Genomic DNA, 13894 nt, shown 5'->3' on the forward strand with positions numbered 1-13894 from the left:
CCCGCGTAAGTGCAATCCGTCACGCTTGACGCCTGCTTGACACAAAAGCCCGGATCGAGGCCTAAGTCCCACGATGACATGCCTGTGGAACTTCAGCGTGTCAAGCCTGGGCCAAGGGTGGACAGTTCACCATGCTTCAGCTTTTGTGGAAAGCCTTTTCCCACAGGCCCCACAAGTCACAAGTACGGCCAGAACGTCGATCCGGTTCAGTTCGCCGAGCGCCGGTCCCGAACCGCCCGCCAGCGCTCGACCAGCCGCCCGTACGCCTCCCCGGCGGCCAGGCCGTCCCCGCCGCGCAGGGCCTCGATGCCCTCGGCGACGTCCGCGGCCGAGTGGTCGCCGTCCAGCTCGTCGGCGGGCAGCACATGCACGAGGCCGCCGTAGTCCAGCTCGACCAGCGAGCGCGGATGGAACTCCTCCAGCCAGCGGCCCACATCGATCAGACCGTCGATGAGCGGCCCCTCGTCGAGGGTGTCGCGCAGCGCCCGCAGCCCCCGCGCCACCCGCCGCCGGGCCTGCACCATGGGCGTGCGATAGCGAAGCACCGGCGAAATCTCGCCGGATCCCTTCTCCCCCGACCCCTTCTCGTACGTCCGCTCCTCGTCCGAGACGAGGACGAACCAGCTGAGCGGCACCTGCCAGGTCGCGGTGCGGATCCACGGCCGGGCGTCGGGGTTGCCGGCCATCCAGCGCTCGTAGTCCTGGCTCGCCTGGTGACGCACCAGCGGGGGCAGCACCGCGTCCAGCACCGGGGCCGGCAGCTCCTCGGCCAGATCGCCGAGCGCCTGCCAGCCGCGCAGCCGGGTCCGCCAGGGGCAGACGCAGACCACCCCGTCGACGTCCAGCACGAAGGCGTCGCCGCTCTCGTGCACCGGCACCGGGACCGGCGGGGTCGGCAGCAGATCGGCCAGCGAACGGCGCAGCTCGTCCTGGTAGGAGGGCCGGTCGGTGCGCCGCGCGTACCGGGCCCAGTGGCCGCGCTCCGGCTCGGGGAAGGCCGCCAGCGGCTCGTACACGCGAAGGTAGGACGCGTACGGGACGATCACCGAGGACACCTTGGGCACGCCTGCTCCCTCCCCCGGCTGCCACCGGGGAAACCTGCCGAACCCGCACACGGGCGGACCGGAAAACTGTGCGGATCGCACCACGTCCGTACTCCGGGAGTGGGGTGATCCTGAGGCTGCGCCGCTGTACGGCGGACGCAGGCTCTAATCTCATGCTCACAGACCCCGCCACCCGTACGGGGACCTGTCAGCAACCGCCGCTTCTTACCCAGGAGTCACCACCGTGACCGATGTATCTGACGGCGTCCTGCACACCCTGTTCCAGTCGGACCAGGGCGGTCACGAGCAAGTCGTGCTCTGCCAGGACCGGGCCAGCGGCCTCAAGGCCGTCATCGCCATCCACTCCACCGCGCTGGGCCCCGCTCTCGGCGGCACGCGCTTCTACCCGTACGCGACCGAGGCCGCGGCCGTCGCCGACGCGCTGAACCTCGCACGCGGGATGTCGTACAAGAACGCCATGGCCGGGCTCGACCACGGCGGCGGCAAGGCCGTGATCATCGGCGACCCCGACCGGATCAAGAGCGAGGAGCTGCTGCTCGCCTACGGCCGGTTCGTCGCCTCGCTGGGCGGCCGGTACGTCACCGCCTGCGACGTCGGCACCTATGTCGCCGACATGGACGTCGTGGCACGCGAGTGCCGCTGGACGACGGGCCGCTCCCCGGAGAACGGCGGCGCGGGCGACTCGTCCGTCCTCACCGCCTTCGGCGTCTACCAGGGCATGCGGGCCTCCGCCCAGCATCTATGGGGCGATCCGACGCTGCGCGGACGCAGGGTCGGCATCGCGGGCGTCGGCAAGGTCGGCCACCACCTCGTGTCGCATCTGCGGGCCGAGGGCGCCGAGATCGTGATCACGGACGTGCGCGAGGACGCCGTACGGCGGATCCTCGACCGGTACCCGGAAGGGGTCACCGCCGTCGCGCACACCGACGCGCTCATCCGGACCAAGGGGCTCGACATCTACGCGCCCTGCGCGCTGGGCGGGGCCCTCGACGACGACTCGGTGCCCGTGCTCACCGCCGGCGTGGTGTGCGGCGCGGCCAACAACCAGCTCGCGCACCCCGGTGTCGAGAAGGACCTCGCCGACCGCGGGATCCTCTACGCACCGGACTACGTGGTGAACGCCGGCGGGGTCATCCAGGTCGCCGACGAACTCCACGGCTTCGACTTCGAGCGGTGCAAGGAGAAGGCCGCGCAGATCTTCGACACCACGTTGGCGATCTTCGCACGTGCGAAGTTGGATGGCATTCCGCCGGCCGCCGCGGCCGACCGGATCGCCGAGCAGCGGATGCACGAGGCGGGCGCCGGGCGCGGTCGCTGAGCCTCGGCGGAGGCGCCGTACCGGCTTCGTACGGCGCCGGCCGGTACCCGTCGGCGGCTTTAGAGAGAACTCTCACTTCCGTCGGCGGGTCGCTCGCCGAGAAACGGTTAAAATCACCGTTGACCAGCGGGGAAAGGGCTCCTCGCAGGTTCTGGGCACGGGCACGTCCTGCGGGCGACGTACCGTATGGGCGTGGGCTCAGGTACCGTGGAAGCCCTACGGACCGGTCTCTCCACGGAGAGCCCGTTCTAGATCATGAACGCGTGTCAAGACTCTGGGGCCGTCGAGCCCCGTCACCGAGGGGGTCGAGCCATGGGGCGCGGCCGGGCCAAGGCCAAGCAGACGAAGGTCGCCCGCCAGCTGAAGTACAACAGCGGCGGGACTGACCTGTCGCGTCTGGCCAGCGAGCTGGGCGCATCGACTTCGAGCCAACCTCCGAACGGCGAACCGTTCGAGGACGACGAAGACGACGACGACCCGTACGCCCAGTACGCGGATCTTTACAACGACGACGATGAGGATGACGAGGACGATCAGTCCGGTCCCGCTTCTCATCGTCGCGGCGCTTGACGATCCACTTGCGCTCCACCCGGTCCGGGCGGGTTGCTCCCGCCGGACCGGGTTTTGTGCGTGTTCGCTCCGCTGGGAGTGCCGGGCGCCCAGCAGCTCGGGGGGCACTGTGCGTTTGCTGCTGCGGGTACATCGTGGCTGGTCGCGCCGTACCCCGCGCCCCTTTTGGGCCTTCGGCCCATCAGGGGCGCTTCCGTCGTGCCCCGAACGCGCCGCTGGTCAGCGTGCGTAGTCGCCCACCAGTTCCGCGCCCGTCGTGCGGTCCGTGCGGTCGGTGATCTCGCCGGCCACCCAGGCTTCCACGCCGCGGTCCGCCAAGGTCGTCAGGGCCACGTCTGCGGACTCCTGGGGGACGATGGCGATCATGCCCACGCCCATGTTCAGGGTCTTCTCCAGCTCCAGGCGCTCGACCTGGCCCGTCCTGCCGACCAGGTCGAAGATCGGGGCCGGGGTCCAGGTGGAGCGGTCGACCGTGGCATGGAGGGTGTCGGGGATCACCCGGGCCAGGTTGGCCGCGAGACCGCCGCCGGTGACGTGGCTGAAGGCGTGGACCTCGGTGGTGCGGGTGAGGGCCAGACAGTCCAGCGAGTAGATCTTGGTGGGCTCCAGCAGCTCCGCGCCGAGGGTGCGGCCCAGTTCGGCGATCTCGGCGTCCAGGGAGAGGCCGGCCTGGTTGAGCAGGACGTGCCGGACCAGCGAGTACCCGTTCGAGTGAAGGCCGGAGGCCGCCATGGCGATCACCGCGTCACCCGTACGGATACGATCCGGGCCGAGCAGCCGCTCCGCCTCGACCACGCCCGTGCCGGCGCCGGCCACGTCGAAGTCGTCCGGGCCGAGCAGCCCGGGGTGCTCGGCGGTCTCGCCGCCGACGAGGGCGCAGCCGGCGAGGACGCAGCCCTCTGCGATGCCCTTGACGATGGCGGCGACCCGCTCGGGGTGGACCTTGCCGACACAGATGTAGTCGGTCATGAACAGCGGCTCGGCGCCGCACACCACGATGTCGTCCATCACCATCGCGACCAGGTCGTGGCCGATGGTGTCGTAGACGCCGAGCTGACGCGCGATGTCGACCTTCGTGCCGACGCCGTCCGTGGCGGAGGCGAGCAGCGGGCGCTCGTAGTGCTTGAGGGCGGAGGCGTCGAAGAGACCGGCGAAACCGCCGAGGCCACCGAGGACCTCGGGGCGCTGCGTCTTCTTCACCCACTCCTTCATCAGCTCTACGGCGCGGTCGCCCGCCTCGATGTCGACGCCCGCGGCTGCGTAGCTGGCACCAGTTGTCTCAGACATGACGGTGAGAACTTTCGTGTCGTACTGCGGCAGGTAAGCAGGTGTTACCGGCTGTCTACGGCGGTTGGCGGGCTGACCTACGGGCGACGGATCGCGTCGGCCGCAGCCGTGGCGGCGGGTCCGGCCGCCAGCTCGGTCTCCAGAAGCTGCTTGCCGAGCAGCTCGGGGTCCGGCAGCTCCATCGGGTACTCGCCGTCGAAGCAGGCGCGGCAGAGGTTCGGCTTGGCGATGGTGGTCGCCTCGATCATCCCGTCGATGGAGATGTAGGAGAGGGAGTCGGCGCCCAGCGAGGTGCCGATCTCGTCGATCGTCATGCCGTTGGCGATCAGCTCGGCGCGGGTCGCGAAGTCGATGCCGAAGAAGCAGGGCCACTTCACGGGCGGCGAGGAGATCCGGATGTGGACCTCGGCGGCGCCCGCCTCGCGGAGCATCCGGACCAGTGCGCGCTGGGTGTTGCCGCGGACGATCGAGTCGTCGACCACGACCAGGCGCTTGCCCTTGATGACTTCCTTGAGCGGGTTCAGCTTCAGCCGGATACCGAGCTGGCGGATCGTCTGGGAGGGCTGGATGAACGTACGTCCGACGTACGCGTTCTTCACCAGACCCGCACCGAACGGGATGCCCGAGGCCTCCGCGTAGCCGATGGCGGCCGGGGTGCCGGACTCCGGGGTCGCTATGACCAGGTCGGCGTCGACGGGGGCTTCCTTGGCCAGCTTGCGACCCATCTCCACCCGCGAGAGGTACACGTTCCGGCCGGCGATGTCGGTGTCCGGGCGGGCCAGATAGACGTACTCGAAGACACAGCCCTTGGGCTTCGCTTCCGCGAATCGGGAGCTGCGCAGACCGTTCTCGTCGATGGCGATGAACTCGCCCGGCTCGATCTCGCGGACGAAGCTCGCGCCGCAGATGTCGAGGGCGGCGCCCTCGGAGGCGACGACCCAGCCGCGCTCCAGCCGGCCGAGGACCAGCGGGCGGATGCCCTGCGGGTCACGGGCGGCGTACAGGGTGTGCTCGTTCATGAAGACCAGGGAGAAGGCACCGCGGACCTGCGGGAGGACCTTCGGGGCGGCCTCTTCCACGGTCAGCGGCTTGCCGTCCTCGTCGACCTGGGCCGCGAGGAGCGCGGTGAGCAGGTCGGTGTCGTTGGTGGCCGCGACGCGGGGCGTACGGCCCTCCTGCTTGGGCAGGTCGGCGACCATCTCGGCGAGCTGGGCCGTGTTGACCAGGTTGCCGTTGTGGCCGAGGGCGATGGAACCGTGCGCTGTCGCACGGAAGGTGGGCTGGGCGTTCTCCCAGACGGAGGCGCCGGTGGTCGAGTAGCGGGCGTGACCGACCGCGATGTGACCCTGGAGGGAACCGAGCGAGGTCTCGTCGAAGACCTGGGAAACGAGGCCCATGTCCTTGAAGACGAGGATCTGGGAGCCGTTGCTGACCGCGATACCCGCGGATTCCTGGCCCCGATGCTGGAGGGCGTAGAGCCCGAAGTAAGTGAGCTTCGCGACCTCTTCACCCGGGGCCCAGACACCGAAGACGCCACACGCGTCCTGGGGGCCTTTCTCGCCGGGGAGAAGGTCGTGGTTGAGTCGTCCGTCACCACGTGGCACGCCACCGAGTGTAGGCGAGATCGCGCACCGGTCCGAATCCGGTGATCTCGCCCGCCCCGGTTCCCGACTGCGGGCGGTCGCAGGTCACTTGTCGGCGACCGCACCGATACCAGTGTCGTTTTCGCTGGTCAGCGTGATAGTGCGGTGATCGATCTGATATTCCACCGTGCCCTTGAAGAGCTCCAGGAGGCTTCGTTCGGCGGCCATGAGTGAGTCGGAGCACATCTTGCGGGTGGTCCGCGGATTGCCGAGGGTGATCCGGTCCTCGCTCACCGTCGCCTTGGCGGAGATGTCGTTGCAGCCGACGCCTCCGCTCAGCGTGCCCGCCTTCTTGTCGAGGGTGAACCAGGCCTTGCCCTGGGCGGCCTCGGGGAGCGAGGTGGCGACGTCGTGGTCGAGCAGCGAATCGATCCTCCACCTGGTGCCGTACAGCTCGGCGGGCTGCTCCTCGCTCAGCTTCACGGTGTCGCCGTCGCCCGTGGTGAGGGTCAGTCCGCCGTCCGTGGTCCGGGCCGTGAACTTCTCGGCGTCCAGCGTGCGGGCGAAGCTCTTCTCGAACTCCATCGGGGCATCGTCGCAGGCCATCTCGGTGGACCGGGCGGTCTCGAAGTCGATGCCGTCGTCCTTGAAGGCGGCGGTCGAGCCGAAGGTGTTGCAGCCGTAGTTGCCGTCGACCTGGCCGTTGTCGGCGATCTTGAGCCAGGCGCCGTCGGGGGCCTGTTCGGTCCTGTCGCCGACGGTGAGGCTGTCGACCTTCCAGCGGACTCCGGTGACCGAGGACTTCGGGGCGGTCGAGCCGACGTTCTGGCTGCCGGAGTCGCCGGACGACTCGGTTCCACAGGCCGCGAGCAGCGGGAGCGGGAGCAGGGCGAGGGCGGTGAGGGTCAGTCGCTTGTCCATGGCGGTGGGACGGGTGGGGTGGGTGGGCGGTTCCATGGCTGGGCGGGGTGGGCCCAACAAACGTTTGGCGGATCTAACAAACGTTTGGCAGAGGTCCATCAAACGTTTGGCAGGGGTCGCCAAACGTTTGGCAGGGGTGCGCCCGGCTCAGCCCATGAGCGGCAGCAGTCCGCTCAGGTCCGCCCGCTCGCCGCTCGCGCTGACGTCGGCCTCCTCCAGGGCGGTCGCCCACTCCACGCGGCCGGTCGCGAGGCGGATCCAGGTCAGTGGGTCCGTCTCGACGACGTTGGGCGGGGTCCCCCGGGTGTGCCGGGGCCCCTCCACGCACTGCACGACGGCGTACGGCGGGATCCGCACCTCCGTCGAGCCGCCGGGCGCCTGCGCGGCCAGGGTGTCGGCGAGCAGCCGGACACAGGTGGCCAGGGCGTGCCGGTCGTACGGGATGTCGAGGCCGGGGACGGCGGCGTTCAGGTCGTCGGTGTGGACGACGAGTTCGATCGTGCGGGTGAGGAGGTAGTCGTCGAGCAGCATGCCGCCGGCGCGGGTGTCGACGATCCGGCCACGCGGGGCGACGGCGAGGGCGTCGGTGATCCGCTGCCCGACGTGGGAGTAGAGAGCGACGACGTCCGGGTTGGCCTCGGCCAGGGTGTGGCTGCCCTCGGCGATGGCCCCCGCGTACGCGGCGGTCGCGGAGGCGTAGTCGAGCGGGTTCAGCTCGGCCTTCGGCGGCTCCGGCCGCTCCAGGGCCCTGCTGACGCTCTCCACGGCCATCGTGAGGTGCGCGGCGAGATCCCGCACGGTCCACACCCCGAGCCGAGTGGGCAGCGCTAGCCGGTCCTCCCCGAGGGTGCCCACGGCCTCCCGTACGTTCCCGAACTGGGCCAGGACCGCGGTGCGGGTCTTGGCGGGGTCGTAGGCGCGGGCGCGTTTTCCGGCAGGAGGCATGGTGGGGAGCCTATGCGGCTACACCGCGCCTGACTCGACGCGGTACTGCACGGGCCGATCCTGCACCTTGGTCAGCAGGCCGGCTTCGGCGAGACGGCGGTAGGTTCGGCGCACGTGCTTCTCGTTCGGCGTGTACCCGGCGTCTCTCAGGACGGTCATCCCACGCGTGGTGTCCCACAGACCACCGAGCGCACGGATCGAGTGCTCCAGGCTGCCGCTCTGGGTGGACTCGTCGCTCATGGCCTCGCCTATGCCTTCACCGAGTCGACGAAGGTGGTGAACGCGTCCGGGGAGAGGGTGAGGGTGGGGCCGGTGGGGTTCTTGGAGTCTCGGAGGGCTATGAGGTTGTGGGTGGGTATGAGGTCGGCGGCGACTTCGAGGCAGTTGCCGCCGTTGTCCTCGCTGTAGGAGGACTTGAACCAGGCCCGCGTCTCGGCCGGTTCAAGGGCATCGGGGTGGGTGCTCATGTCTGTTCCCATTCTCGTGCAGCCCGCTCCAGGAAGCGCTGCGTCTCCCGTGGCGAGGCTGCCTCGGCTCTCATCGCGTCGAACCTGCGGGCGGTGTTCCAGATCTCGGTGTCCTTGTCCGTGACGGACACCCCTTCCCAGGTATCGATGCTGACGACTGAGGGCAGCGGTTGTTCGAACTCCATGAGAGCGAAGTTCTTGGTGGAACGGTAGACGGGCTGGCCCATCGGCAGGATCTGCACGGTCACGTTCTCCAACGCGGCCAACTCGGCCAGGTGTTGGTGTTGATTCCGCATCACTTCCACACTGCCGTAGACCCGTACGAGCGTGGCCTCGTCCAGGATGGCGTGAATCTCGACCGGCCGGTTGGTGCGTGTGATGATCTCCTTGCGCCGCAAACGAATCTCGATGTTCCGCTCGACGAACTCGGTCGTGCGCTCCTCCACGGGCTTGGAGATCTCGAACATCGCCCGCATGTACCCCTCCGTCTGGAACAGACCGAAGATGACGTTCGGCTGATAGGCGCGAATGATCTTCGCGTCCCCCTCCAGGCCAACGCTGATGTTGAATCCGGACGGCATGAACGTCCGGTAAGGCGACCACCATCCGCGGTCCAGCGAGTTCTTGTGGACGTCCAACAGGAACTCCACGTCGTCGAGGTCCGTGACGCCGTACCGGTCCAGCAACTGCCGTAGCTGTTGAACCTTGGGGAGGCTGGTCACGCCCTTCTCCACACGGTGCAGCTGCGTCTCGGTGACGCTCGTCCCCTTGACCGCCTGTTCCCTTGTCAGCCCACGCCCCGTTCCGTCGCCCCTCTCGGTCTGCTCACGCAGGCGGCGGAGCTCCTGCCCGAGCTGCAAGCGGCGGATCGTCGGTCCCGTCTTCGCGGCCAACGTGCCCTCCTTCTCATCGGTCATGCCCACCAACTGAGCACCCATGCCCGGCGATTACGAGCCGTGTCGGGTCGATCCCACTCAGTGCCGCCAGTCTGGCAGGCGATGCCCTGCACGCGCAGCCATTTGCCTACCTACCGGCATATACCACTTAGGACGGAACTTCTACGTTCGATTGCCCGCAGACCCCCGCCGCCCAACAGTGGTCCCAGGACACCCCCCACCCGAAAGGCGGCAAACCCCATGCCCACCCCCGTTTCCGTGTCGGTGACCGCGTGCGCGGTGTCACCTACGTCCCGCCCGATCTCCTCCGCCGTGAGCGGCCCGAACCGTTCGAGGGGGTCGTCGTGCAGGTCGGGTCCGGCTATGGGCAGGTCGATGTGGACGAGCGGCCGTATCTCTGGGCGCGGCTCGCGGACTGCACCGAGCGGCAGTCGCTCGTCGAGGAGACGGAACTCGTCGCCGGGGAAGGCCGGTCGTGAGGGCGCTGCTGCGGAGGCTCGGGCGGCTGGTGCGGCGGCGACACCAGGTGGACGTCACGCCCCCGGCGCCGCTGCTGGGCTGGGGTGTGTCCGGGCCCCGGCCGGCCACGAGCAGCGAGCGAGTGGGCGATCATGCCTGCCGCTGCTGACGAAGCGCGCCCCGAACTCCTGTGCACGATCTGCGGTACCGGCCGCGCCCCCTTCCTGCGCTACGGCACCCTGGAGCGCACCGGGCGGATGTGCGCCGACTGTCTGCGCCGGACCCGGATCTGTTCGCGCTGCCAGTGCCCGGCAGAGAAGCCGGTGCCCGTGGCCTTCGTCCACGGGGGTTCGGGGCCGGGGCGTACCGAGTACGCGTGCCGGGGCTGCGCGGACCGGGGAGGGCCGTCATCCGTGAGGGTGATCGACGGCGAAGTACGCCCCGGTTCGACGCCCGCTGGCGACACTGGCCTTCGCCTGGAAAGGGGGGCAACATGACGGTTATGGCCGAGCGCACGTCTCAGATGTCGGTGGAGGAGTTCGAAACGATCGCTTCCTCCGCTCCCGAGACCGTCACGTTGGAGTTCATCGACGGACAGATCGGGGTCAAGAAGGTGGCGGACGGAGACCACGACACGATCGTGACGTGGCTTGCACGACGCTGTATGCAGGCCAGGCCAGACCTGGACCTGTATCAGGGCCGCGGGCTCAGGGTCGAGTCCTACAGACAGGGCAGGGCGAAGCCGGATGCAGTGATCACTCCCGAAGCCCACTTCGCCGGGCATGGAGAGTGGGCTGATCCCGAGGGTGCCCTCATGGTCGTCGAGGTCACCTCGTATGACTCGGACACCGACCGACGGGATCGGCACGAGAAGCCGACCGCTTACGGCCAGGCTGGAATCCCCCTGTACCTCTTGATCGACCGGGACTCCTGCACAGTCACCGTGCACAGCAATCCGGACCGACAGGTCGGCGGCTACCGCGACATCCACACAGCGAAGTTCGGCGAGAAGATCCGCATCCCGGGCCCGATGAGCATCGAACTGGACACCGAGATCCTCAAGACCTACGTCCGCTGACCCGCCAGGACCCACGAAAGCCCCGCCCGAAAGGGTCGATGACCGACCGGGCGGGGCTTCCGTGCGACTACCGGGACTACGCCAGCAGCGCCGGGATCGTGCCCTCGTGGGCGGCCCGCAGTTCGGCCAGGGGGAGTGTGAACTCGCCCTGGATCTCGACCGTGTCGCCGTCCACGACGCCGATGCGGGTGGCCGGGAGGCCCCGCGCGCCGCACATGTCGTTGAAGCGGACCTCTTCCGAGCGCGGGACCGCCACCAGCGCGCGGCCGGCCGACTCCGAGAGGAGGAAGGTGAAGGCGTCCAGACCGTCCGGGACGATCAGGCGGGCGCCCTTGCCGCCGAGCAGGGCCGACTCCACCACGGCCTGGATCAGGCCGCCGTCGGAGAGGTCGTGCGCGGAGTCGATCATGCCGTCGCGGGAGGCGGAGATCAGGATCTCGGCGAGCAGGCGCTCGCGCTCCAGGTCCACGGCCGGAGGAAGGCCGCCGAGGTGGTCGTGGACGACCTGGGACCAGGCCGAGCCGCCGAACTCCTCGCGGGTGTCTCCGAGGAGGTAGAGGAGATGACCCTCTTCCTGGAAGGCGACGGGGGTGCGGCGGGCCACGTCGTCGATGACGCCCAGGACCGCGACGACCGGGGTGGGGTGGATCGCCACCTCGCCCGTCTGGTTGTAGAGGGAGACGTTGCCGCCGGTCACCGGGGTGCCCAGCTGCTGGCAGGCGTCCGCCAGACCGCGTACGGCCTCGGCGAACTGCCACATGACCGCCGGGTCCTCCGGGGAACCGAAGTTCAGGCAGTCGGAGACGGCCAGCGGCTTCGCGCCGGTCGTCGCCACGTTCCGGTACGCCTCCGACAGCGCCAGCTGCGCGCCCGCGTACGGGTCCAGCTTCGCGTACCGGCCGTTGCCGTCCGTGGCGATGGCGACGCCCAGGCCGGTCGACTCGTCGACGCGGATCATGCCGGAGTCCTCGGGCTGGGCGAGGACCGTGTTGCCCTGCACGAAGTGGTCGTACTGGGAGGTGATCCAGGACTTGGAGGCCTGGTTCGGGGAGGCCACCAGCGCGAGGACCTGCTCCCGAAGCTCCTCGCTCGTCGTGGGCCGCGGCAGCTTGTTCGCGTCGTCCGCCTGGAGCGCGTCCTGCCACTCGGGGCGGGCGTACGGGCGCTCGTAGACCGGGCCGTCGTGCGCGACCGTGCGCGGGTCGACGTCGACGATCTTGCCGCCGTGCCAGAAGATTTCGAGACGGTCGCCGTCGGTGACCTCGCCGATGACCGTGGCGATGACGTCCCACTTGTCGCAGATCGCGAGGAAGCGGTCGACCTTCTCCGGCTCGACGACCGCGCACATCCGTTCCTGCGACTCGCTCATGAGGATTTCCTCAGGGGAGAGGGTCGAGTCTCGGAGGGGGACGTCGTCGAGGGTGACGCGCATGCCGCCGGAGCCGTTCGACGCCAGCTCGCTCGTCGCGCAGGACAGGCCCGCCGCGCCGAGGTCCTGGATGCCGACGACCAGCTTCTCCTTGAAGGCCTCCAGGGTGCACTCGATGAGGAGCTTCTCCTGGAAGGGGTCGCCGACCTGGACGGCGGGGCGCTTGCTCGGCTTGGCGTCGTCGAAGGTCTCGGAGGCCAGGATCGAGGCGCCGCCGATGCCGTCGCCGCCGGTACGGGCCCCGTAGAGGATGACCTTGTTGCCGGCGCCGGAGGCCTTCGCGAGGTGGATGTCCTCGTGCCGCATGACGCCGATGGCACCGGCGTTGACCAGCGGGTTGCCCTGGTAGCAGGCGTCGAAGACGACCTCGCCGCCGATGTTCGGCAGGCCCAGGCAGTTGCCGTAGCCGCCGATGCCCGCGACGACGCCCGGGAGAACGCGCTTGGTGTCGGGGTGGTCGGCCGCGCCGAAGCGCAGCGGGTCGACGACGGCGACCGGGCGGGCGCCCATCGCGATGATGTCGCGGACGATGCCGCCGACACCCGTGGCCGCGCCCTGGTAGGGCTCGACGTACGAGGGGTGGTTGTGCGACTCGACCTTGAAGGTGACCGCGTAGCCCTGGCCGACGTCGACCACGCCCGCGTTCTCGCCGATGCCGACGAGGAGGGCGTCCGACTGAGGCGCCTTCTCGCCGAACTGGCGGAGGTGGACCTTCGAGGACTTGTACGAGCAGTGCTCGGACCACATGACGGAGTACATGGCCAGCTCGGCGCCGGTCGGGCGGCGGCCGAGGATCTCGACGACCCGCTCGTACTCGTCCTTCTTCAGGCCCAGCTCGGCCCAGGGCAGCTCGACGTCGGGGGTCTCGGCCGCGTGCTCGACCGTGTCCAGAGGCGTCCGGCTCATGCGTTGACCAGCTTCTTGAGGATCGAGGTGAAGAAGGGGAGGCCGTCGGTGCGACCGGTGCCGATCAGCGGCTCGACGGCGTGCTCCGGGTGCGGCATGAGGCCCACGACGTTCCCGGCCTCGTTGGTGATGCCGGCGATGTCGCGCTGCGAGCCGTTCGGGTTGAAGTCCAGGTAGCGGAACGCCACCCGGCCCTCCGCCTCCAGCTTGTCGAGGGTGTACTCGTCGGCGACGTACCGGCCGTCCATGTTCTTCAGCGGGATGTGGATCTCCTGGCCGGCCGTGTAGTCGGTCGTCCAGGCGGTCTCCGCGTTCTCCACCCGCAGCCTCTGGTCGCGGCAGATGAAGTGGAGGTGGTCGTTGCCGAGCATCGCGCCGGGGAGGAGATGCGCCTCGGTGAGGATCTGGAAGCCGTTGCAGATGCCGAGGACCGGCAGTCCGGCCTTCGCCTGCTCGATGAGCGTCTCCATCACCGGCGAGAAGCGCGCGATGGCGCCGGCGCGCAGATAGTCACCGTAGGAAAAACCGCCGCACAGCACCACGGCGTCGACCTGGTGGAGGTCCTTGTCCTTGTGCCAGAGGGCGACGGGTTCGGCACCGGCGAGCCTGATCGCGCGCTGCGTGTCCCGGTCGTCGAGGCTGCCCGGAAAAGTGACGACGCCAATACGAGCGGTCACTTTCCCGCCTCCGCGACTTCCTCGACCTTGACGGTGAAGTCCTCGATCACGGTGTTGGCGAGGAAGGATTCCGCCAGTTCGTGGATGCGGGCGAGCGCGGCGTCGTCCACCGGTCCGTCAACTTCCAGTTCGAATCGCTTTCCCTGACGTACGTCGGAGACGCCCTCGAAACCGAGGCGCGGCAGCGCGCGCTGCACCGCCTGGCCCTGGGGGTCGAGGATCTCCGGCTTGAGCATGACGTCGACTACGACGCGTGCCACTGGCACTCCCGGTGTGTGGTGCTGAGCAGGTTCC

15 protein-coding genes are annotated in these 13894 nt (G+C 69.1%); 4 read left to right on the plus strand and 11 right to left on the minus strand.

Annotated elements, in window-relative coordinates:
* Positions 1-206 precede the first annotated feature (206 nt).
* Complete coding sequence (locus F9278_RS22710; RefSeq protein ID WP_152169981.1) at positions 207-1064, minus strand: hypothetical protein; 858 nt, start codon at positions 1062-1064, stop codon at positions 207-209.
* Positions 1065-1287: 223 nt separating this feature from the next.
* Between F9278_RS22710 and F9278_RS22715 the strand changes: the two genes are divergently transcribed.
* Together F9278_RS22715 and F9278_RS22720 are read left to right on the plus strand one after the other, a co-directional pair.
* Entirely contained in the window at positions 1288-2382 is a 1095-nt protein-coding gene (locus tag F9278_RS22715; protein WP_152169982.1) for a Leu/Phe/Val dehydrogenase, read from the plus strand.
* 312 nt (positions 2383-2694) lie between these two features.
* Positions 2695-2952 carry a DUF3073 domain-containing protein gene (locus tag F9278_RS22720; RefSeq protein WP_152169983.1) on the plus strand — a complete coding sequence of 86 codons (258 nt, stop codon included), beginning with the start codon at positions 2695-2697 and terminating at the stop codon, positions 2950-2952.
* Positions 2953-3171: 219 nt separating this feature from the next.
* On the opposite strand, the gene purM is transcribed toward F9278_RS22720, so the two are convergent.
* The 7 genes from purM to F9278_RS22755 form a co-directional block, all read right to left on the minus strand.
* Complete coding sequence (gene purM, locus F9278_RS22725; protein ID WP_152169984.1) at positions 3172-4239, minus strand: phosphoribosylformylglycinamidine cyclo-ligase; 1068 nt, start codon at positions 4237-4239, stop codon at positions 3172-3174.
* A 77-nt stretch (positions 4240-4316) separates the two neighbouring features.
* Positions 4317-5843 carry an amidophosphoribosyltransferase gene (purF, locus tag F9278_RS22730; RefSeq protein ID WP_152169985.1) on the minus strand — a complete coding sequence of 509 codons (1527 nt, stop codon included), beginning with the start codon at positions 5841-5843 and terminating at the stop codon, positions 4317-4319.
* 84 nt (positions 5844-5927) lie between these two features.
* Entirely contained in the window at positions 5928-6743 is an 816-nt protein-coding gene (locus F9278_RS22735) for an META domain-containing protein (RefSeq protein ID WP_152174054.1), read from the minus strand.
* A 147-nt stretch (positions 6744-6890) separates the two neighbouring features.
* Positions 6891-7688 carry a maleylpyruvate isomerase family mycothiol-dependent enzyme gene (locus tag F9278_RS22740; RefSeq protein ID WP_152169986.1) on the minus strand — a complete coding sequence of 266 codons (798 nt, stop codon included), beginning with the start codon at positions 7686-7688 and terminating at the stop codon, positions 6891-6893.
* Positions 7689-7706: 18 nt separating this feature from the next.
* Positions 7707-7928 (minus strand): hypothetical protein, encoded by a 222-nt coding sequence (locus F9278_RS22745; RefSeq protein WP_226966870.1) that lies wholly within the window; start codon positions 7926-7928, stop codon positions 7707-7709.
* A gap of 8 nt (positions 7929-7936) precedes the next feature.
* A complete protein-coding gene (locus F9278_RS22750; RefSeq protein WP_193241592.1) occupies positions 7937-8155 on the minus strand; it encodes a DUF397 domain-containing protein in 219 nt (72 codons plus the stop codon).
* A complete protein-coding gene (locus F9278_RS22755; RefSeq protein ID WP_226966871.1) occupies positions 8152-9072 on the minus strand; it encodes a helix-turn-helix domain-containing protein in 921 nt (306 codons plus the stop codon). Before F9278_RS22755 ends, F9278_RS22750 begins: the two co-directional genes overlap by 4 nt.
* 251 nt (positions 9073-9323) lie before the next feature.
* On the opposite strand from F9278_RS22755, the gene F9278_RS22760 reads away from it, so the two are divergent.
* Entirely contained in the window at positions 9324-9530 is a 207-nt protein-coding gene (locus F9278_RS22760) for a hypothetical protein (protein WP_152169989.1), read from the plus strand.
* A gap of 473 nt (positions 9531-10003) precedes the next feature.
* A complete protein-coding gene (locus tag F9278_RS22770) occupies positions 10004-10588 on the plus strand; it encodes a Uma2 family endonuclease (protein WP_152169991.1) in 585 nt (194 codons plus the stop codon).
* Between the two features lie 76 nt (positions 10589-10664).
* On the opposite strand, the gene purL is transcribed toward F9278_RS22770, so the two are convergent.
* Genes purL through purS form a run of 3 tightly spaced genes read right to left on the minus strand, consistent with a single transcriptional unit; the run spans position 10665 to position 13860 of the window.
* A complete protein-coding gene (purL, locus tag F9278_RS22775; protein ID WP_152169992.1) occupies positions 10665-12923 on the minus strand; it encodes a phosphoribosylformylglycinamidine synthase subunit PurL in 2259 nt (752 codons plus the stop codon).
* Positions 12920-13600: a phosphoribosylformylglycinamidine synthase subunit PurQ gene (gene purQ / locus F9278_RS22780; protein WP_152169993.1), complete on the minus strand. Its 681-nt coding sequence runs from the start codon at positions 13598-13600 to the stop codon at positions 12920-12922. The genes purL and purQ overlap by 4 nt, the downstream gene beginning before the upstream one ends.
* Positions 13597-13860 carry a phosphoribosylformylglycinamidine synthase subunit PurS gene (gene purS / locus F9278_RS22785; protein ID WP_005482678.1) on the minus strand — a complete coding sequence of 88 codons (264 nt, stop codon included), beginning with the start codon at positions 13858-13860 and terminating at the stop codon, positions 13597-13599. The genes purQ and purS overlap by 4 nt, the downstream gene beginning before the upstream one ends.
* Positions 13861-13894: the final 34 nt, after the last annotated feature.

The organism is Streptomyces phaeolivaceus (assembly GCF_009184865.1).
GTDB classification, from domain to species: Bacteria; Actinomycetota; Actinomycetes; order Streptomycetales; family Streptomycetaceae; genus Streptomyces; species Streptomyces phaeolivaceus.

Excerpts from the sequence above, each read along its gene's own strand:
- purM (WP_152169984.1), bottom strand. The coding sequence starts at position 4,239 with ATGTCTGAGACAACTGGTGCCAGCTACGCAGCCGCGGGCGTCGACATC.
- F9278_RS22755 (WP_226966871.1), bottom strand. The coding sequence starts at position 9,072 with ATGACCGATGAGAAGGAGGGCACGTTGGCCGCGAAGACGGGACCGACG.
- purL (WP_152169992.1), bottom strand. The coding sequence starts at position 12,923 with ATGAGCCGGACGCCTCTGGACACGGTCGAGCACGCGGCCGAGACCCCC.
- F9278_RS22740 (WP_152169986.1), bottom strand. The coding sequence starts at position 7,688 with ATGCCTCCTGCCGGAAAACGCGCCCGCGCCTACGACCCCGCCAAGACC.
- F9278_RS22720 (WP_152169983.1), top strand. The coding sequence starts at position 2,695 with ATGGGGCGCGGCCGGGCCAAGGCCAAGCAGACGAAGGTCGCCCGCCAG.
- F9278_RS22770 (WP_152169991.1), top strand. The coding sequence starts at position 10,004 with ATGACGGTTATGGCCGAGCGCACGTCTCAGATGTCGGTGGAGGAGTTC.
- F9278_RS22745 (WP_226966870.1), bottom strand. The coding sequence starts at position 7,928 with ATGAGCGACGAGTCCACCCAGAGCGGCAGCCTGGAGCACTCGATCCGT.
- F9278_RS22750 (WP_193241592.1), bottom strand. The coding sequence starts at position 8,155 with ATGAGCACCCACCCCGATGCCCTTGAACCGGCCGAGACGCGGGCCTGG.
- F9278_RS22735 (WP_152174054.1), bottom strand. The coding sequence starts at position 6,743 with ATGGACAAGCGACTGACCCTCACCGCCCTCGCCCTGCTCCCGCTCCCG.